Genomic DNA, 18,360 nt, shown 5'->3' with positions numbered 1-18,360 from the left:
ACCCGATTCAAAGCAGAACATGACTTCTTCCGCATCCAAAATCACCGTCGGCGCCGTTGTGGCCCAGTTCCTCGAACACTGCGGCGTGCAGGCCGCGTTCGGGGTGATCTCCATCCACAACATGCCCATCCTGGACGCGATGAATGCGCGCGGCCATGTCCGCTTCGTGATGGCGCGCGGCGAGGCCGGCGCCGGCAACATGGCCGATGCCTGCGCGCGTTCCACGTCCAGCCTGGGCGTGTGCATCACCAGCACCGGCCCGGCCGCAGGCAACATCGCCGGCAGCCTGGTGGAGGCCTATACGGCCGGCACGCCGCTGCTGCACATCACGGGCCAGATCGAGACGCAGTACCTGGACCAGAAGCTGTCGTACATCCACGAGGCGCCCGACCAGCTGACCATGCTGGGCGCTGTGTCCAAGGCGGCGTTCCGCGTGCGCAGCGCCGAGACCTGCCTGTCCACCTTGAAGGCCGCCGTGCAGGCCGCCATGACCGCGCCCACGGGGCCGGTGAGCGTGGAGATTCCCATCGACATCCAGCAGACCGTGATCGACATGCCGGCCGACCTGTCGCCGCTGCCGGTGGCCGTGCTGGCCCCCAGCGAGACATCGCTGGATGCGCTGGCCGACACGCTGGCCAAGGCACGCCGCCCGCTGCTGTGGCTGGGTGGCGGCGCACGCCACGCAGTCGCTGCCGTGCAGCGCCTGAAGGCGCTGGGCTTCGGCATCGTCAGCACGGGCCAGGGCCGCGGCATCGTGGCCGAGGACGATCCGGCCTCGCTGGGCGCCTACAACATCCAAAAGCCCGTGGAGGCCTTCTACCAGCGCTGCGACGCCATGCTGGCCGTGGGCACGCGCCTGCGCAGCAACGAGACGCTGAAGTACGAGCTGAAGCTGCCGCGCCCGTTGCTGCGCATCGATGTGGACGCCGCCCAGCAGGGCCGCTGCTATGCCGATGACGGCTTTGTCTGCGGCGACTCGGCCCTGGCGCTGACGGGCCTGGCCGACCGGCTGGAGGCACGCGGCTACAAGGCCGACCCCGAGCTGCTGGCCGACCTGCGCCAGGTGCACGACGAGGCCGTGGCCACCATGCGCGACGGCCTGGGCCCGTACAGCGTGCTGGTGCAGGAGCTGCAAAAGGCCGTGGGCCGCAACTTCAACTGGGTGCGCGACGTGACCGTCTCCAACAGCACCTGGGGCAACCGCGAGCTGCGCTTTTTCGAGCCCAACGCGGGCGTGCACGCCACGGGCGGCGGCATCGGCATGGGCATGCCCATGGCCATCGGCGCGGCCGTGGGCGCGGCGGTCAGCGGCTCGGGCCGCAAGACGCTGGGCCTGGCGGGTGATGGCGGCTTCATCCTGAACCTGGGCGAGCTGGCCACGCTGGTGCAGGAAGAGTGCGACACCCTGATCGTGCTGATGAACGACCAGCGCTACGGCGTGATCCAGAACATCCAGGACGCCTCCTACGGCGGCCGCCGCTGCTATGTGGAGCTGCACACGCCCGACTACGCGCAGCTGTGCGCCTCCATCCAGCTGCCCCATGCCCGCGTGCAGAACCTTGACGAGCTGCCCGCCGTGCTGGCCTCGGCCTGGCCGAAGAAGGGCCCCTTCCTGCTGGAGATCGACATGCGCGCCATCGGCAATTTCAAGGCCACGTTCTCGGGCCCGCCCGTGAACAAGCTGGACCAGATCCCGGCCACCACCACGGCGTCCAAGGCCGCCTGAGGCGGCTGGATTCGAACGAACGAGAGAGGCTCACCATGTCGAACCTGGAACTGCTCCCCATCAATATCGCCGGCGAATGGCGCCTGGGCGGCGGTGGCGAATCCACCACGCTCTACCCCGCCACCGGCGAAGTGGTGGGCCGCCTGCGCGCGCCCAGCCTGGAGGATGTGGAGGAGGCCATCCAGAAGGCCGACCACGCCTTCCGCACCAGCGGCTGGGCCCAGAAAAAGCCCCATGAGCGCGCGGCCGTGCTGCACCGCGTGGCCCAGCTGATCCGCGAGCGCGCCGAGCCCATGGCCCAGCTGCAGCGCCTGGACAACGGCAAGCCCATCAAGGAAACACGCATGCTGGTGGCCAGCGCCGCCGCCACCTTCCAGTTCTTTGCAGCGGCCTGCGAGACCATGGAGGAAACCATCACGCCCTCGCGCGGCGACTTCATGACCATGAGCGTGTACGAGCCCATGGGCGTGGTGGCGGCCATCACGCCGTGGAACTCGCCGATTGCCAGCGAGGCGCAAAAGCTGGCGCCCGCGCTGGCCGCCGGCAACGCCGTGGTCGTCAAGCCCGCCGAGGCCACGCCGCTGCTGGCGCTGGAGCTGGCCAGGATCTGCGAAGAGGCCGGCGTGCCCAAGGGCCTGGTCAGCGTGCTGCCGGGCCGTGGCTCGGTGATTGGCGACGCCATCACCAAGCACCCGCTGGTCAAGCGCGTGTCGTTCACCGGCGGCACGTCCACGGGCAAGCACATCGCCCACATCGCGGCCGACAAGATGATGCCGGTCTCGCTGGAGCTGGGCGGCAAGTCGGCCACCATGGTGCTGGCCGATGCCGACATCGACCATGCCGTCAACGGCGTGCTCTACGGCATCTTCAGCTCCTCGGGCGAGTCGTGCATTGCGGGCTCGCGCCTGTTCGTGGCGCGCAGCCTGCATGCCGAATTCATGCAGCGCCTCACGGCCAAGGCCGCCGCGCTGCAGGTGGGCGACCCGGCCGACGAGCGCACGCAGATGGGCCCGCTGATCACCGCCAAGCACCGCGAATCCATAGAGAGCTATGTGGCCCTGGGCCTGTCCGAGGGCGGCCGGCTGCTCACGGGCGGCCAGCGGCCCGAGGGCGCGCAGTTCGAGCGCGGCTACTACTACCGCCCGACCATCATCGACGGCGTGAAGAACGACTGGCAGATCTGCCAGCAGGAAATCTTCGGCCCCGTGCTCGTGGCCATGCCCTTCGACAACGAGGACGACCTGCTCGCCCAGGCCAACGACAGCGTCTACGCGCTGGCCGCCGGCATCTGGACGCGCGACTACAAGAGCGCCTGGCGCATTGGCCGCGCCGTGCAGGCCGGCACGGTCTGGATCAACACCTACAAGCAGTTCTCCATCTCCACGCCCTTCGGCGGCTGGCGCGACAGCGGCCTGGGCCGCGAGAAGGGACGGCTGGGCATACAGCAGTACATGGAGCAAAAGAGCATGTACTGGGGCTTGAACGACCAGCCTTTGGCCTGGGCGAACTGAAAGGGAATCGACATGAGCGTACTGGGCATAGACGAAATCACCTACGGCGCGGACGACCTGGCCACCTGCCGCCGCTTCTTCCTGGACTGGGGCCTGGCGCTGGTGCAGGAAGCGGACGACCGGCTGGTGTTCGAGACCCTCAACGGCTGCCGCGTGATCGTGGCCGCCGTGGACCATCCCGATCTGCCGCCCGCCATCGAGGCCGGCCCCACGCTGCGCGAAGTGGTCTGGGGTGTGGAAAGCGAGGCCGATCTGGCGCTGTACGCCGGTCGCATCGCCGCGCTGCCGGGCTTCACACAGGGCCAGGGGCGCATAGGCTGCACCGACCCCAACGGCCTGTCCGTGCGCCTGCAGGTCACGCAAAAGCGTGATGTGGATGTGCAAGGCGCCGCCTACAACACCTGGAACCGCAAGGACCGCGTCAACCAGGCCAGCCCGGCCTACGAACGCGCCCAGCCCATCGAGGTCGGCCATGTGGTGTTCTTCGTCAAGGACGTGCAGGCCTGCGAGCGCTTCTACGTGGACAACTTCGGCTTCGCGGCCTCGGACCGCTACCCCGAGCGCGGCGCCTTCCTGCGCTGCGCGCCTGACGGCGGCCACCACGACATCTTCCTGCTGCAGCGCCCGGCCAAGGACGCGGGCCTGAACCACGTGGCCTTCACGGTGCGCGACATCCACGAGGTCTTCGGCGGCGGCATGCACATCTCGCGCTGCGGCTGGGACACCCAGCTGGGCCCGGGCCGCCATCCCGTGTCCTCGGCCTATTTCTGGTACTTCCGCAATCCGGCCGGCGCCCTGGTCGAGTACTACGCCGACGAGGACCAGCTCACCGCCGACTGGCAGCCGCGCGAGTTCGAGCCCGGCCCCACGGTGTTTGCCGAATGGGCCATCGATGGCGGCATCGACGGCAACACCCGGCGCCAAAAGGGCGTGGGTACCAGCGACGGGAAATTCATCACCGACAAGCGGCATTGAGACCGCGCCTGACGGCCTACCCCCACAACCCAACCACCCCACGGCCCCCACCATGAACAAGACACGTCGCCAGGTTTCTCTTGCCGCTGCATTCCTGGCTGCAGCCACGCTGTCCGGCACCGCGATGGCCCAGGCCTATCCGGCCAAGCCCATCACCATCATCGTGGCCTATCCGGCCGGTGGCGACACCGATGCCATGGCGCGCCTGTATGCCGAGAAGCTGTCCACGCGCCTGGGCCAGCCCGTGCTGGTGGACAACCGCCCCGGTGCCAGCGGCACCATCGGCAGCGTGCATGTGGCCAAGGCCGCGCCGGACGGCTACACCCTGCTGCTGGCGCCCAATACCTTCGCCATTGCGCAGTTCGTGCTCAAGACGGCCTCGGGTTCCAGCTACGACGTGCTGCACGGCTTCACGCCCATCGTGCAGACCAGCGTGCAGCCCATGTTCGTGGCCACCAACCAGGCCTCGGGCATCAAGGACATGAAGACCCTGATCGCCCAGGGCAAGCGCGACGGCCTGACCTACGCCAGCCCCGGCAGCGGCTCGCCCATGCACATCCTGGGCGAGATGTTCAACCGCGCCGCCGGCACGCGCATCGCCCACATTCCCTACAAGGGCGTGGCGCCCGCCGTCAACGACCTGATCGGCGGCCATGTGCCCACGACCTTCATGACCTGGGGCCCGATTGCGCCCTACATCGGCGGCAAGGTCACCGCCCTGGCCGTGGCCGACAGCCAGCGCAGCGCGCTGGCCCCCAATGTGCCCACCCTGGCCGAGCTGGGCGTCAAGGACGTGGAAGTGTCCGCATGGCAGGGCCTGTTCGGCCCCAAGGGCATGTCGCCCGAGACCGTGAAGCTGCTGAACACGCACCTCAACGAGATCCTGAAGATGCCCGACGTGGTCTCCAAGATGGCCACCTTCGGCGCGCTGCCTGCAGGCGGCGAGCCCGCGAGGCTTGAGAAGACCAATGCAGCGGACTTCAACCGCTTCGGCAAGCTCATCAAAGACCTGGATATCAGGGCTGATTGAGCACCCCCCACACAAGACAGTTTTCGAAGGAGAGAACCATGGCCGCTGATCGCTATCTCGAGCCGCACCAGGCGCGCGAACGTGCCCCCACCCTGATGGAAGACCTGCTGGGCGATTCCATCGAACGCGCCTTCGGCGAAGGCGTGCAGACCCTGTCCGAACTGGTGGCCTATCTCAACCGCAGCGGCCCCGCCGGCGAAAACGGCCAGGCCTGGACCGAAGACAGCTTCCAGGCGCTGATGGCGCGGCTGGGCTATTGATACCGAGCAGGACTGGAGAGCCCCATGAACGTACAAACCATCACCATCGATCCGGTGGACGGCCTGCTCAACAAAGGCCTGAAGAACCTCTGGTACGCGGTCTGCCCCTCGGACTTCGTGAAGACCCAGCCCGTGTCGGTGCGCCGCTTCGGCCGCAAGATCGCGCTGTGGCGCGATGCCGCCGGCCAGGTCCACGCGCTGGAAGACCATTGCCCGCACCGGGGCGCGCCGCTGTCGCAGGGCGTCATCCTGGGCGACCGCCTGGCCTGCCCCTACCACGGCGTGGAAGTGCGCGGCGACGGCACGGTGACCAAGGTCCCCGGCAGCCCCGGCTGCAAGCTCGAGGGATCGCGCGCAGCGCTGGCCTTCCATGCGCGCGAGGCCCATGGCGCCATCTTTCTCTACAACAGCGACAAGGCCGTTGACGAGGCGCCCGAGTTCACGCTGCCCGAGGAGCTGACCTCGCCCGAGTACTCCAACTTCCTGTGCTATGCCGAGTGGCGCAGCGACTACCGCTATGCGCTGGACAACGTCATGGACCCCATGCACGGCACCTTCCTGCACAAGCAGTCGCACTCCATGGCCGAGGGCGACAGCAAGGCCACGTTCCAGGTGCGCGAGACCGATGACGGCTTCGTCTTCGAGAAGGTGGGCCAGCGCGGCGTGAACTTCGACTGGACCGAGTGGGGCAGCACGGGCGTGCACTGGATGCGCCTGGAGATCCCCTATCCCAAGACCGGCGGCCCCGGCGGCAACTTCGCCATCGTGGCCTGCGTCACGCCCATCAGCGCCGACCTGTGCGCCGTGTTCTTCTGGCGCTGCCGCAAGGTGCAGGGGTGGATGCGCGACACCTGGCGCTTTCTGTACCGCAACCGCCTGGAGGCGCGCCACTGGGCCGTGCTGGAGCAGGACCGGATCATGATGGAGCAGATGGAGCTGGACGCCAACGAGCGCGAGAACCTCTACCAGCACGACATCGGCCTGGTGCGCCTGCGCCGCCACCTGCGCCGCCTGGCCCAGGAGCAGATCGACGAAGGCGGCGCATCATGAGCACCAACCTCCAGGCCTTCGTGCACACGCTGCGCTTCGAGGCCCAGGACACCATCAGCGTGGACCTGCGGCCCGTGGCGGGCGGGGAGCTTCCCGCTTTCACGCCGGGCTCGCACATCGATCTGCACCTGCCCAACGGCCTGGTGCGCAGCTACTCGCTGAGCAACCCCAGCGAGGAGCGCCACCGCTACGTGGTCGGCGTGCTGCGCGACCGCGCCAGCCGCGGTGGCTCGCGCTGCGTGCACGAGTCGCTGCGCGTGGGAATGCCCATCACCATCTCCGAGCCGCGCAACCATTTCGCGCTGGACGAAAGCGCCGCGCACACCGTGCTGGTGGCCGGCGGCATCGGCATCACGCCGCTGCTGTGCATGGCGCGCCGGCTCAAGGGCCAGGGCCGCTCGTTCGAGATGCTGTACTTCGCCCGCGAGCGCAAGGGTGCGGCCTTCCTGGAAGAGCTGCAGGCGCTGGGCATGCAGCTGCACCTGCACTTCGACAGCGAGGCCGGCGGCCCGCCCGACCTGCGCGCGCTGCTGGCCCAACGGCAGCCGGACGCTGGCACGCACCACTACGCCTGCGGCCCCACGCCCATGCTGGACGCCTTCGAGAAGTTCTGCGCCGAGCTGAGCCACGCCAACGCCCACGTCGAGCGCTTCACGCCCGTGGAGGTCAAGGCCGCCGACGACGCGCGCAGCAACTACACGGTGGAGCTCAAGCGCAGCGGCCGCTTCATCGAGATCACGCCCGAGAAGTCGCTGCTCGACACCCTGCTGGATGCCGGCATCCAGATGGACCACAGCTGCTGCGAAGGCGTCTGCGGCTCCTGCGAGACGCGCGTGCTCGAAGGCATTCCGGACCACCGCGACTCGGTGCTCAGCCCCAAGGAAAAGGCCAGCAACAAAGTGATGATGGTCTGCGTTTCCGGCTGCAAGAGCGAACGTTTAGTGCTCGATATCTGAGCAGGCAATCAGACCTGCACGGCAACAACCCACCACCCCCAAGCCCCCCAAGCCACCACCCCAGAGGAGACAACCCCATGAAAACCATCCATACGCCCATGCTGGGCGTGGCGCTAGCCTGCCTGGCGTCCTTGCCCGGTGCCGCTTCGGCGCAGTCCAAGGTCGAGATCTTCGGCGTCGTCGATGTCGGCGTCACGCACCTGAACGGCTCCGGCCCCTCCAAGACCGGCCTGTCCACGGGCGGCGCCAACATCAGCCGCCTCGGCTTTCGCGGCACGGAAGAGCTGGGCGGCGGCCTGCGTGCGGGCTTCTGGCTGGAGGCGGGCATGGACGTGGACAGCGGCTCTGGCAAGGCCAGCGGTGGCGGCCTGAGCTTCAACCGCCGCTCCACCGTGAGCCTGTCGGGCGACTTCGGCGAAGTGCGCCTGGGCCGCGATGACTCGGCCACCTTCCTGAGCACGCTGATCTTCGACCCCTTCCTCACCAACGGCGTGGGCGGCACCATGGGCTTCACCATGCTGGGCATTCCCGGCACGGGCACGGCCACGGGCGGCGCGCCCATCCAGATCAGCAACGCGGTCAGCTACTTCCTGCCGCAGAACCTGGGCGGCTTCTACGGCCAGGTGCAGGTGGCCATGGGCGAGCAGGCGCGCAGCGCGCCCAACAAGAACCAGGGCGACTACCGCGGCCTGCGCTTTGGCTACCGCCAGGGCCCCTTCAACGGCGCGCTGGCCACGGGCAAGTTCTATGGCGACAGCGATGCGACCAACCTCACGGCCAGCAACGTGGGCCTGAGCTGGGACTTCGGCGTGGCCAAGCCCATGCTGCTGTGGGCCAGCGAAAAGCGCGGCGCCCTCAAGGTCACCGCCCTGCAGCTGGGCGTGACCGCGCCCGTGGGCATGGGCGAGTTCAAGGCTTCCTACGGCCACTACAACACCGACGGCAGCAATGCCGACTGGAACAAGATCAGCGTGGGCTACGGGCACAACCTGTCCAAGCGCACCCAGGTCTACGGCACGGTGGCCTTCCTCAAGAACAAGGACGGCGCGGCCAAGTCCATCGGCGTGCAGGGCCTGTCGGCCCCGGGCACCACGCTGGGCGGCCGCTCCTCCGGCTTCGAGGTGGGCGTGCGCCACTTCTTCTGATACAGCCCATCGGGCGATAGAGACTTGCCATGAAAGATATGCGTGCGGCCCGCTGGTGGGGGGTGATCAGCCTCTTCATCATCGTCGCCATCTCCTATGTGGACCGGATCAACCTTTCGATCCTCATCCTCGACCAGGGATTTCTGGACCACATCGGGCTGACGCACGACGACCGCACGCGCCAGGGCCTGCTGGCCACGGCCTTCATGGTGGGCTACGGCGTTTCTTCCTTCGTGTTGACGCCGTTTTGCGCGGCGCTCTTCGGCGTGCGCCGAAGCCTGGTGGTCGGCCTGCTGCTGTGGGGCGCCGTGTCCTTTCTGTCCCCGGCCATGAACAGCTACGGCCTGCTGCTGGCCTCGCGAATCCTGCTGGGCATCTCCGAAGGGCCGCTGTACTCGCTGGCGGGCAGCTACATCAAGGCGCATTTCCAGAGCCACGAGAACGGCCTGCCCAACTCCTTCGTGAACATGGGCACGGGCCTGGGGCTGGCGGTGGGCTACCCGCTGATCGGCTACCTGGTGGCCGGCCATGACTGGCAGACCTCGTTCCACGTGCTGGGCCTGATCAATGTGGCCATCGGCATCCCGCTGGTGCTGGCCTTCATCCGCATGCCCCGCGTGGACACCGGCATGCCGCGCCCGCGCTCGCTGGGCGAGGCGGTGGGCCAGGTCGGCCAGATCGTGCGCGGCGCCATGCACACGCGCTATCTGGTGCTGGTGGCCGTGCTGTCGGCGGCCTTCTTCTCCTACCTCTGGGGCAGCAGCAACTGGCTGCCGGCCTATCTGGAGTCGCGCGGCTTTTCGCTGCGCGAGATGGGCTGGCTGGCCTCGCTGCCGCAGTACGCCACGGTATTGGCCGTGCTGGTCGGCGGCATCGTCATCGACCGCCTGCCGCGCCGCCAGGTGCCGCTGATCTTCGTCGGCGGCAGCCTGGGCCTGGCGCTGGCCATCTGGCTGGCCATCCACATGGAAGACCGCTACGCGGCGGCCTACTGCCTGATCGCCGCCAACTTCTGCTGGGGCCTGATGAGCCCGGCCATTCCCAGCACCGTGCAGTACTGCGCGCGGCCCGAGCATGTGGCCAGCGCCTATGGCGTCGTCAACGGCACGGCGACCCTGGTGGCGGGCTTCATGCCTGCGCTCATGGGGGCCGTCATCGGCTGGACCTCGCATTCGGCCGGTGGCGGGTTCGTCGCAGGCTTCAGCCTGCTGGTGGGCACGCAGCTGGTGGTCATGGTCTGCGGCCTGGTGCTGTGGCTGCGCGAGCGCGGCCAGGGCACCGACGGTGCCAGCGATGCCCGGGACAGGTCCGCGCGCACGGCCTGATCTGCACTACAGCGCGCCCGCTGCGGCGCACTGCTCCAGAAACGTCACCAGGGCCTGCACGCGCGCCGTGCGGCCCTTGCGCGTGGGCACCAGCAGGGTGACGGGCGCGCTGCCGAAATGCCAGTCGGGCAGCACGCGCACCAGCCGGCCCTCGGCAACGGCCTGCTCCATGTCCCATTGCGAACGCAGCACCAGGCCCAGGCCCTGCTCGGCCCAGTGGCGGGCCACGCCGCCATCGTTGGTGACGTAGGACGGCGTCACGCGCAGGGTCTGGCCATCCGCGGCGCGCCGGCTGGCGGCCGGGCGCAGGTGCCACAGCGTCACGTCCTCCTCGTTCTCGCGGATGCAAATGCAGGCGTGCTCCAGCAGCTCGCGCGGCATGGCGGGCGTGCCGTGGCGGCGCAGGTAGTCGGGGCTGGCGCACAGCCAGCGGTCATTGGCGGCCAGTTCGCGCGCCACCCAGGAGGAGTCGCGCACCGCGCCGATGTGGACCACGGCATCGGCATCGTGGCGGTCGGGGAAGGGCGTTTCGCGCAGGTCCAGCTGCAGTTTCAGTTGCGGGTGCTGGCGCGTGAAGGGCACCAGGGCCGGGGCCAGCCGGCTGCGCCCGTAGCCAAAGGGCGCGGCAATGCGCAGCGTGCCGCCCAGCTGGCGGGCATCGCCGTGCAGCGAGTCGCGCAGCTCCTCGATCTGGCCCAGCAGCCGCACGGCCTCGCGGGCGAAGCGCTCGCCCTCGGGCGTCAGCGCCAGGCGCCGCGCGCTGCGGTTGGCCAGGGACAGGCCCAGTTCGGCCTCCAGCCGGCGCAGCCGCATGGACAGGGCAGGCGGCGTCACATCGAGCGCACGGGCGGCGGCGCTCAGCGAGCTTTCGCGCAGCAGGGCGGCGGCAAGCTGCAGGTCTTCGATGGCAATCATTCAATTTGCCTTAACGATTGATGACGGCGGATTTAACCACGGGCACAGGTTCCATCCGTACAGTTCCAGGCCATGAACACCCCAGCCCCACTGACGGAACCGACCGCCGCCGCCTGGCCCCGTGCCGTGCTTTTCGACCTGCTGACCGCCTTGCTCGACTCCTGGACGGTATGGAACAGCGCTGCCGGCAGCGAGGCCGCCGGGCGCGACTGGCGCGCCGAGTACCTGCGCCTGACCTATGGCTGCGGCGCCTACCAGCCCTATGAAGACCTGGTGCGCGACGCGGCCCGCAACCGGGGCCTGCCCGCCTCGGCCGCCGACCGGCTGGAGGCGCAATGGGACCAGCTGCAGCCCTGGGATGGCGCGCGCGAGCTGCTGGCCGCCCTGCGCCCGCACTGCCGCCTGGCCGTGGTGACCAATTGCTCCGAGCGCCTGGGCCTGCGCGCCGCCGCGCTGCTGGGCGTGGATTGGGATGTGGTGGTGACCTCGGAAGCAGCGGGCTTCTACAAGCCCGACCCCCGGCCTTACCAGCTGGCGCTGGACCGGCTGGGGCTGCCTGCGGACCAGGCCGCCTTCGTGGCCGGTTCGGGCTATGACCTGTTCGGCACCTCGGCCGTGGGCCTGCGCACCTTCTGGCACAACCGCGTGGGCCTGTCTCGGCCTGCGGGCGCGCCCGCCGCCGAGGGGGAAGCCGCCACCCTGGCCCCCGCCTTGCCCTGGCTGCGCGGCTTTGCCGCAGGCCGCTGACTGTGCTAAGCCTTTTTCAGGAGCCCCCATGCAAGACACTCTTTTGACGCTGGACACGCCCGCTGCCGTGATCGACCTCGACCGCATGCAGCGCAACATCGCCCGCATGCAGCAGCGCATGGACGCGCAGGGCGTGCGCCTGCGCCCCCATGTGAAGACCAGCAAGAGCGTGCCCGTGGCCGCCGCGCAGCGTGCGGCCGGGGCCTCGGGCATCACGGTCTCCACCCTGAAGGAGGCCGAGCAGTTCTTTGCGGCAGGCACCACCGACATCCTCTATGCAGTCAGCATGGCGCCGCACCGCCTGCCGCAGGCCCTGCAACTGCGCCGGCGCGGCTGCGATCTCAAGCTCATCGTGGACAGCGTGGCGGCGGCCCAGGCCATTGCCGCGTTCGGCCGCGAGCAGGGCGAGGCCTTCGAGGTGTGGATAGAGATCGATACCGACGGCCACCGCTCCGGCGTGGGCGCAGACGATACGCCGCTGCTGCTGGCCATTGGCCGCACGCTGCACGACGGCGGCATGCGCCTGGGCGGCGTGCTCACGCATGCGGGCTCCAGCTACGAGCTGGACACGCCCGAGGCGCTGCAGGCCCTGGCCGAGCGCGAGCGCGCCGGCTGCGTGCAGGCTGCCGAGGCCCTGCGCGCGGCCGGCCTGCCGTGCCCCGTGGTCAGCGTGGGCTCCACGCCCACGGCGCTGGCGGCCAGCCGGCTGGACGGTGTGACCGAGGTGCGCGCAGGCGTCTACGTGTTCTTCGACCTGGTGATGCGCAACATCGGCGTGTGCACGGCCGAGGACGTGGCGCTGTCGGTGCTGGCCACCGTGATCGGCCACCAGGCCGACAAGGGCTGGGCCATCGTGGATGCGGGCTGGATGGCCATGAGCCGCGACCGCGGAACGGCCCGGCAGAAACAGGATTTCGGCTACGGCCAAGTCTGCGACCTGCAGGGGCGGGTGATGCCGGGCTTCGTGCTCACGGGCGCCAACCAGGAGCACGGCATCCTGGCCCGGGCCGATGGCACGGCGGAGGCCGACATCGCCACGCGCTTTCCCCTGGGCACGCGGCTGCGCATCCTGCCCAACCATGCCTGCGCCACGGGCGCGCAGTTCCCGGCCTACCAGGCGCTGGCGGCAGATGGCTCGGTGCAAGCCTGGGAGCGGCTCCATGGCTGGTGAAAACGGGATCGATCTGCGCCATGCATCGCCGAACCTGCCTGCGCCGGGCGGCCACTACAGCCACACGGCCACGGGCCAGGGGCTGGTCTTCGTGTCAGGGCAGTTGCCCATACGGCCCGACGGCACGCGCCTGGTGGATGCCGGTTTCGAGGACCAGGCCCGGCAGGCGCTGGCCAACCTGGCAGCGGCGCTGGAGCTGGCCGGCAGCGGCGTGCCGCGGCTGCTGCAGGTGCGCGTGTACCTGGACGACATGGCGCACTGGCCGGCCTTCGACCGCATCTACGCAGACTGGGCCGGCACGCACCGGCCCGCGCGCGCCGTGGTGCCCACGGGGGCGCTGCATTTCGGGTTGAAGGTGGAGATCGAGGCCGTGGCGCTGGCCTGAAGAAAGCCCGGCCCGAGGGGGCCGGCTGCCGCTACTTCAGCCAGCCGCGCTTGCGGAAGTAGAGCATGGGCCCCACGGCGCTGAGCACCATGAGCCCGATGACGTAGACGTAGCCGAACTCCCATTCCAGCTCGGGCATGAACTTGAAGTTCATGCCGTAGACGCTGGCGATCAGCGTGGGCGGCAGCAGGGCCACGCTGGCCACCGAGAAGATCTTGATGATCTTGTTCTGGTTGATGTTGATGAAGCCGACCGTGGCATCCATCAGGAAGTTGATCTTGTCGAAGAGGAAGGCCGTGTGGCTGTCCAGCGATTCGATGTCGCGCAGGATCTGGCGCGCTTCCTCGAACTGCTCGGCATTGAGCATCTTGGAACGCATCATGAAGCTGACGGCGCGGCGCGTGTCCATGACGTTGCGGCGGATGCGGCCGTTCAAGTCTTCCTGGCGCGCAATGGCGCCCAGCACCTCGCGGGCCACGTCGTCGGTCACGTCGCCGGACAGCACCATCTGGCTGGCTTTTTCGAGGTCGTCGTAGATGCGCTCCAGCGTGTCGGCCGAGTATTCGGCGTCGGCGTCGAAGAGCTTGAGCAGCACGTCCTTGGCCTCGTCGATCAGGCCCGGCGCGCGGCGTGCGCGCATGCGCAGCAGACGAAAGACCGGCACGTCCTCGTCGTGGATGGAGAAAAGCACGCCGCAGCTGCGCAGGTTCTTGTTGTGCTCGTTGACGATGAAGGCCACGCGCACCGAACGCGGGTCCTCGTCATCGTCGATCAGGAAGTCGCTGCGGATGTGCAGCTCGCCGTTGTCTTCTTCGTAGAAGCGGGCCGATTCCTCGATGTCGTCGTCCATCGCATCCTCGGGGATGGACAGCTCGTAGTGCTGCTTGATCCAGCGCTTTTCCTCGACCGTGGGCGACTCCAGGTCCACCCAGATCGGCTTGAAGCGGGACAGCTCCTCCAGCGACTCGATCTCTTCTTGAACCAGGCGGCCATTGGCCAGCGTAAAGATGTTGAGCATAGGCTCACTCCAGGTGTTCTTCTCAGGCGTGCGGGGTATCGGAGGTGCTTTCAACCCCACAGGCCAACCGGGAGTTGAAAGCTACCAACTGGGGTAGGTTTCCACGGAGCTTTCTCCAAGATGCAAAGCGTTGGATTATGCAGCGTTGCGCTGCAACATGCGGGCCGGCTGCGCTATTCGGAAGCGGCTCCAGGGGGCATCTGGCGGCCTGTCACAAAAGCCTGCGCATGGCACAGGTCGGCCCAGGCGCCGGCCTTGGCCTGGGGGGCGCGCAGCAGGTAGTTGGGGTCGTAGCTGACCACGGCCGGCACGCCCGCAATGCGGTGCGGCTCGGCACGCAGGCGGCCCAGCGCCTCCTGGCGCTGCAGCACGGCGCGCGCCGTGGCCAGGCCCAGCACCAGCACGCAGGCCGGGCGCAGATCGCGCAGCAGCGCCTCCAGCGATGGCTGCAGCGCCGGGACCTCGGGCGCCTCCTGTCCTTCGGCCGCAGGCTGCACGCGGTGCAGGGCGGCGCTGTACAGGCGCGGATGGTCCTGCAGGTTCAGCGCGCGCAGCATGTTGTCCAGCAGCCGGGCCGCGTCGCCTTCCAGCGCGGTGCGCGCGCAGTCGGGGCCGGGACGCTGGGCGGGTGGCAGGGGCAGGGAGTTGGCGGGCGGCTCCAGCAGGATCAGCCAGCCGCCTTCGCCGCCATCACCGGCAGGCGGCGTTGCCGCATACACGGGCCGCACGGGGCCCAGGCGCCAGCCCAGGCCCGGGGCGCCGGCCACAGGCTGCTGCACGTAGCGGCGCGGCGGGCGTTCGCGTTCGGGAATGATGGGTGCGGGAGGCGGCGGCGCCTGAACGCGTGCGGGCGCTGGCGCGGCGACAGGCGCCGGTGCATCAGGCGCCGGGGGGGGCGCCTCCTGCACGGGCGGCGGCACGGGGCGGGCTGCCGGCGGATCCGCCAGGGGCGCCGCTGCAGGCGCATCGGCGGGCGCAGCCAGGGCCTCGGACAGCACGGCGGGTGCGGTCTCGGGCTCGGGCAGCCAGACGGTGATGCCCATGGCGTGCAGCATGGCCCGCTGGCGGGTGTCTAGATTCAGGGCCATAGCTTGAGGCTCATGAGCACGGCATGCTCGCGCGGGCCGTCGTGCATGGGGTAGTAGTTTTTGCGCAGGCCCACCTCCTGGTAGCCATGCGCGGCGTAGATGCTGCGTGCGCGGACATTGCTCTCGCGCACTTCCAGCCAGATCCATTGGGCCTTGCGCTGGCGCGCCCACAGGGCCAGCGCGTCCAGCAGGATGCGGGCCCAGCCCTGGCGCTGGCGCGACGGGGCCACGGTGATGTTGAGCAGGTGGACCTCGTCGAGCACGATCATGGCGACGAAGTAGCCCACCAGTTCGCCCCGGGCATCGACCAGCAGCTGCGCTTCATTGCCGGCCGCCATGGCATCGATGAAGTTGCCACGGGACCAGGGATGCGAGTAGGCCTGCTGCTCCACGGGCAGCAGCATGTCGAGCGACAGCACGTTCAGCGGCTCGAAGCGCACGCTGTCCCGCTCCGGCGCCGGAGCGTCGGTCAGAGGCGGCTGCGGCCGCGAGGGCTGTGGCGTGTGCGTGCTCATGGTGCGGGTGGGGCGGCCTCTGGAGTGGGCGTGGCCAGGGCCAGCGCGGCGGCCGCCTTGGCAGCCTCCCGCTCGGCCGTGGTCTGCGCGACTTTATCGCGGATGTAGCGCGGCAGGGCCTGGTCGGCCGGCAAGGCGCGGTCGGCCGCCAGCAGGGCCGGGGCCAGGCGCAGCATGGCGGCGGCGGTGGGCAGGGCGGCCAGGTGGCTGGCCTGGGGCGCCAGGCGCTCGCCGTAGGCGGCCAGGGCGTTGCCGGCCACCACGGTGCCGGGCGGCAGTTGCAGGGCCTCGGGCGCGCACAGGCCGAAGTCACCGCTTTGCTCGCCAATGTCGTTCCAGCGGCCGTCGCTCCAGTGATAGGCGGCGTGATAGACCTCGTTCATGCGCGCATCGATCACGGCGATGAGGTCGGTGCAGCCGTATTGCACGCGCGCCTGCTCGGCCACGGCCAGCAGGCTGTCCATGGGCAGCACGGGCACGCGGGCGGCAAAGGCCAGCCCCTGGGCCACGGAGCAGGCCGTGCGCAGGCCCGTGAACGAGCCCGGACCCCGGCCGAAGACGATGGCCTGCAGCTCGGCGAATTCCAGGCCGGCCTGGGCCATCAGCGCCAGGATGGCGGGGATCAGCTCGGTCGAGGTCTGCGGGCCGCCGGGGCCGCTGTGCTCCCAGACGGCATCGCCGCGCTGCACGGCGATGGAGAGGGTGTCGGTACTGGTGTCTAGGGCAAGAAGATTCATGGCTTGGGGCAGGCGGCGGTGCCGCAGCAAGTGCAGGATTATCGGTGCCCCGCCCGTCCCGCGCCCGGCAGGGCTGCAATGACCGGCGTAGACTTGCCGGCCATGTTGCATCTTTCGCCGTCTTCTTCCCTTATTTCCTCGATTTCCTCCGCCTTCTCTCTCGGATTGCCGCTTTCCCGCCAGTGCCTGGCGGCCGCGCTGCTGGCGGCGTCTGTCCTGCCCGGCGTGGCAAGCGCCCAGGCAGACGCGCCCACCTCGCCGGCCTCGCTGTCCACCAAGACTGCACGCGAAAGCCGGCTGCCCCCGGCCGTGGAGGCGGCGCTTGCGCGCGCCAAGCTGCCGCGCGACGCGGTCTCGGCCCTGGTGGTCGAGGTCGATGGCCGGGCCGCCCCGCGCCTGGACTGGCAAAGCCACGTGGCCATGAACCCCGCCTCGGTCATGAAGCTGGTCACCACCTATGCGGCGCTGGACCAGCTGGGTCCCGCACATGTCTGGCGCACGCCCGTCTTCCTGGGCGGGCCGGTCCAGGACGGCGTGCTGCGCGGGCCGCTGTACATCCAGGGCCAGGGCGACCCCAAGCTCGTGATGGAGCGGCTGTGGCTGATGCTGCGCCGCCTGCAGGGCATGGGCATCAAGGTCATCGTGGGCGACATCGTGCTGGACCGCAGCGCGTTTTCCGTGAGCGGCCATGACGCGGCCACCTTCGACAACGAACCCTGGCGCCCCTACAACGTGGCGCCCGACGCGCTGCTGGTCAACTACAAGGCCGTGACCGTGGGCTTCACGCCCGACGCGGCGGCGGGCGTGGCGCGGCTGCAATACGATCCGCCGCTGGCCGGCATCCAGCAGCAGGAAACCGTGCCGCTGGCGCCGGCCGGCAGCGAATGCGGCGACTGGCGCGCCCGTCTGCAGCTGGACATGGCCGACCCGCTGCGCATCGCCTTTGCCGGCCCGTTCCCGGCCAGTTGCGGCGACAAGAGCTGGTCGCTGGCGCCGGCCCAGCCCGAGGCCTTCGCGGCCCGCGCCATCGAGGGCATGTGGCGCGAGCTGGGCGGCAAGCTCACCGGCACCGTGCACGACGGCCGCGTGCCGGCCGGGCTGCAGCCAGCGTTCCAGAGCGAATCGCCTTCGCTGGCCGAGGTGGTGCGCGACATCAACAAGTACAGCAACAACGTCATGGCCCAGCAGGTGTTCCTGACCATGGGCATGCAGCGCACGGGCGTGGCCAGCTTCGAGTCCTCGCGCCAGGCCCTGGGCCAGTGGTGGCAGGCGCGCTGGGGCGCGGCCGAGCAGCCCGTGGCCGACAACGGCGCCGGCCTGAGCCGCGAGGCGCGTATCACCGCCTCGGGCCTGGGCCGCATGCTGCAGCAGGCCTGGGCCTCGCCGGTGATGCCGGAGTTCGTGGCCTCGATGCCCATCGTCGGCGTGGATGGCACGCTGCGCCGCAGCCTCAGCCGGGCCCAGGGCATGGCGCATCTGAAGACCGGCACGCTGCGCGATGCCTCGGCCCTGGCCGGCTATGTGGACGGGGCCAGCGGCCGCCGCTACGTGCTGGTGGCCATGGCCAACCACACCAACGCCCCGGCCGCGCGCGCGGCCTGGGATGCGCTGGTGGACTGGACGGCGCGCGACCGCTGATCGGGCGCCTTCGCGTCTTGTGCAGGGCCTGCTTTCGCAGGCCCTTTTTCATTGTTTTTCCAGCAAGGACGTTGTCCTACCCACGGGCCATGCGGCGATCCTTATCGTCTGTTCGCCCGCGTGCGAATTGCCTTGTCGGCGTGCGATTTCTATCCGTAGTTGCCCGGT

At 69.4% G+C, this 18,360-nt stretch carries 18 protein-coding genes; 13 read left to right on the top strand and 5 right to left on the bottom strand.

Features of this window, described 5'->3' with window-relative positions; genetic code table 11:
• Positions 1-19: 19 nt before the first annotated feature.
• The 9 genes from A4F85_RS19295 (at position 20) to A4F85_RS19255 (ending at position 9,978) form a co-directional block, all read left to right on the top strand.
• Positions 20-1,726: a thiamine pyrophosphate-binding protein gene (locus A4F85_RS19295; protein ID WP_063327466.1), complete on the top strand. Its 1,707-nt coding sequence runs from the start codon at positions 20-22 to the stop codon at positions 1,724-1,726.
• Positions 1,727-1,761: 35 nt separating this feature from the next.
• A complete protein-coding gene (locus A4F85_RS19290; RefSeq protein WP_063327465.1) occupies positions 1,762-3,237 on the top strand; it encodes an aldehyde dehydrogenase in 1,476 nt (491 codons plus the stop codon).
• A 12-nt stretch (positions 3,238-3,249) separates the two neighbouring features.
• Positions 3,250-4,212, top strand: coding sequence for a VOC family protein (locus A4F85_RS19285; protein WP_013804506.1), 963 nt, complete (start codon positions 3,250-3,252; stop codon positions 4,210-4,212).
• A gap of 52 nt (positions 4,213-4,264) precedes the next feature.
• Positions 4,265-5,242, top strand: coding sequence for a Bug family tripartite tricarboxylate transporter substrate binding protein (locus tag A4F85_RS19280; protein ID WP_013804505.1), 978 nt, complete (start codon positions 4,265-4,267; stop codon positions 5,240-5,242).
• A 38-nt stretch (positions 5,243-5,280) separates the two neighbouring features.
• Complete coding sequence (locus tag A4F85_RS19275) at positions 5,281-5,502, top strand: recombinase-like helix-turn-helix domain-containing protein (protein ID WP_063327464.1); 222 nt, start codon at positions 5,281-5,283, stop codon at positions 5,500-5,502.
• 24 nt (positions 5,503-5,526) lie between these two features.
• Complete coding sequence (locus tag A4F85_RS19270) at positions 5,527-6,552, top strand: aromatic ring-hydroxylating oxygenase subunit alpha (RefSeq protein WP_063327463.1); 1,026 nt, start codon at positions 5,527-5,529, stop codon at positions 6,550-6,552.
• Entirely contained in the window at positions 6,549-7,508 is a 960-nt protein-coding gene (locus A4F85_RS19265) for a PDR/VanB family oxidoreductase (protein WP_063327462.1), read from the top strand. Before A4F85_RS19270 ends, A4F85_RS19265 begins: the two co-directional genes overlap by 4 nt.
• Positions 7,509-7,585: 77 nt before the next feature.
• The gene (locus A4F85_RS19260; protein ID WP_013804504.1) at positions 7,586-8,653 is read left to right on the top strand and encodes a porin; all 1,068 of its coding nucleotides are present in this window, start codon (positions 7,586-7,588) and stop codon (positions 8,651-8,653) included.
• A gap of 29 nt (positions 8,654-8,682) precedes the next feature.
• Complete coding sequence (locus A4F85_RS19255) at positions 8,683-9,978, top strand: MFS transporter (protein WP_026062203.1); 1,296 nt, start codon at positions 8,683-8,685, stop codon at positions 9,976-9,978.
• Positions 9,979-9,984: 6 nt separating this feature from the next.
• Here the strand turns inward: A4F85_RS19255 and A4F85_RS19250 are convergent, their stop codons facing one another.
• A complete protein-coding gene (locus A4F85_RS19250) occupies positions 9,985-10,893 on the bottom strand; it encodes a LysR family transcriptional regulator (protein WP_063327461.1) in 909 nt (302 codons plus the stop codon).
• Between the two features lie 72 nt (positions 10,894-10,965).
• Between A4F85_RS19250 and A4F85_RS19245 the strand changes: the two genes are divergently transcribed.
• From A4F85_RS19245 to A4F85_RS19235, 3 genes are read left to right on the top strand one after another with little or no spacing between them, the layout of a single operon-like run.
• Positions 10,966-11,640: an HAD-IA family hydrolase gene (locus A4F85_RS19245; RefSeq protein ID WP_063327460.1), complete on the top strand. Its 675-nt coding sequence runs from the start codon at positions 10,966-10,968 to the stop codon at positions 11,638-11,640.
• A gap of 28 nt (positions 11,641-11,668) precedes the next feature.
• Positions 11,669-12,811 (top strand): DSD1 family PLP-dependent enzyme, encoded by a 1,143-nt coding sequence (locus A4F85_RS19240; protein ID WP_063327459.1) that lies wholly within the window; start codon positions 11,669-11,671, stop codon positions 12,809-12,811.
• Positions 12,801-13,196 carry a RidA family protein gene (locus A4F85_RS19235; protein WP_012202904.1) on the top strand — a complete coding sequence of 132 codons (396 nt, stop codon included), beginning with the start codon at positions 12,801-12,803 and terminating at the stop codon, positions 13,194-13,196. Before A4F85_RS19240 ends, A4F85_RS19235 begins: the two co-directional genes overlap by 11 nt.
• 31 nt (positions 13,197-13,227) lie before the next feature.
• On the opposite strand, the gene corA is transcribed toward A4F85_RS19235, so the two are convergent.
• The 4 genes from corA to tsaB all read right to left on the bottom strand — a co-directional run bounded on the left by corA (position 13,228) and on the right by tsaB (position 16,554).
• Positions 13,228-14,214 (bottom strand): magnesium/cobalt transporter CorA, encoded by a 987-nt coding sequence (gene corA, locus A4F85_RS19230; RefSeq protein ID WP_013804498.1) that lies wholly within the window; start codon positions 14,212-14,214, stop codon positions 13,228-13,230.
• 173 nt (positions 14,215-14,387) lie between these two features.
• Positions 14,388-15,302 (bottom strand): uracil-DNA glycosylase family protein, encoded by a 915-nt coding sequence (locus A4F85_RS19225; protein WP_063327458.1) that lies wholly within the window; start codon positions 15,300-15,302, stop codon positions 14,388-14,390.
• The gene (gene rimI, locus A4F85_RS19220) at positions 15,293-15,817 is read right to left on the bottom strand and encodes a ribosomal protein S18-alanine N-acetyltransferase (RefSeq protein ID WP_013804496.1); all 525 of its coding nucleotides are present in this window, start codon (positions 15,815-15,817) and stop codon (positions 15,293-15,295) included. The genes A4F85_RS19225 and rimI overlap by 10 nt, the downstream gene beginning before the upstream one ends.
• Positions 15,814-16,554 carry a tRNA (adenosine(37)-N6)-threonylcarbamoyltransferase complex dimerization subunit type 1 TsaB gene (gene tsaB, locus A4F85_RS19215; protein WP_063328034.1) on the bottom strand — a complete coding sequence of 247 codons (741 nt, stop codon included), beginning with the start codon at positions 16,552-16,554 and terminating at the stop codon, positions 15,814-15,816. Before tsaB ends, rimI begins: the two co-directional genes overlap by 4 nt.
• Before the next feature lie 102 nt (positions 16,555-16,656).
• Here tsaB and dacB point away from each other — a divergent pair, with 102 nt between their 5' ends.
• Positions 16,657-18,192, top strand: coding sequence for a D-alanyl-D-alanine carboxypeptidase/D-alanyl-D-alanine endopeptidase (gene dacB / locus A4F85_RS19210; protein WP_231890579.1), 1,536 nt, complete (start codon positions 16,657-16,659; stop codon positions 18,190-18,192).
• Positions 18,193-18,360: the final 168 nt, after the last annotated feature.

Source organism: Delftia sp. GW456-R20 (assembly GCF_001622915.1).
Classification (GTDB): Bacteria; Pseudomonadota; Gammaproteobacteria; order Burkholderiales; family Burkholderiaceae_C; genus Comamonas; species Comamonas acidovorans.
The sequence above is the reverse complement of the archived record's forward strand: the minus strand, read 5'-3'. Positions and strand labels throughout refer to the sequence as shown.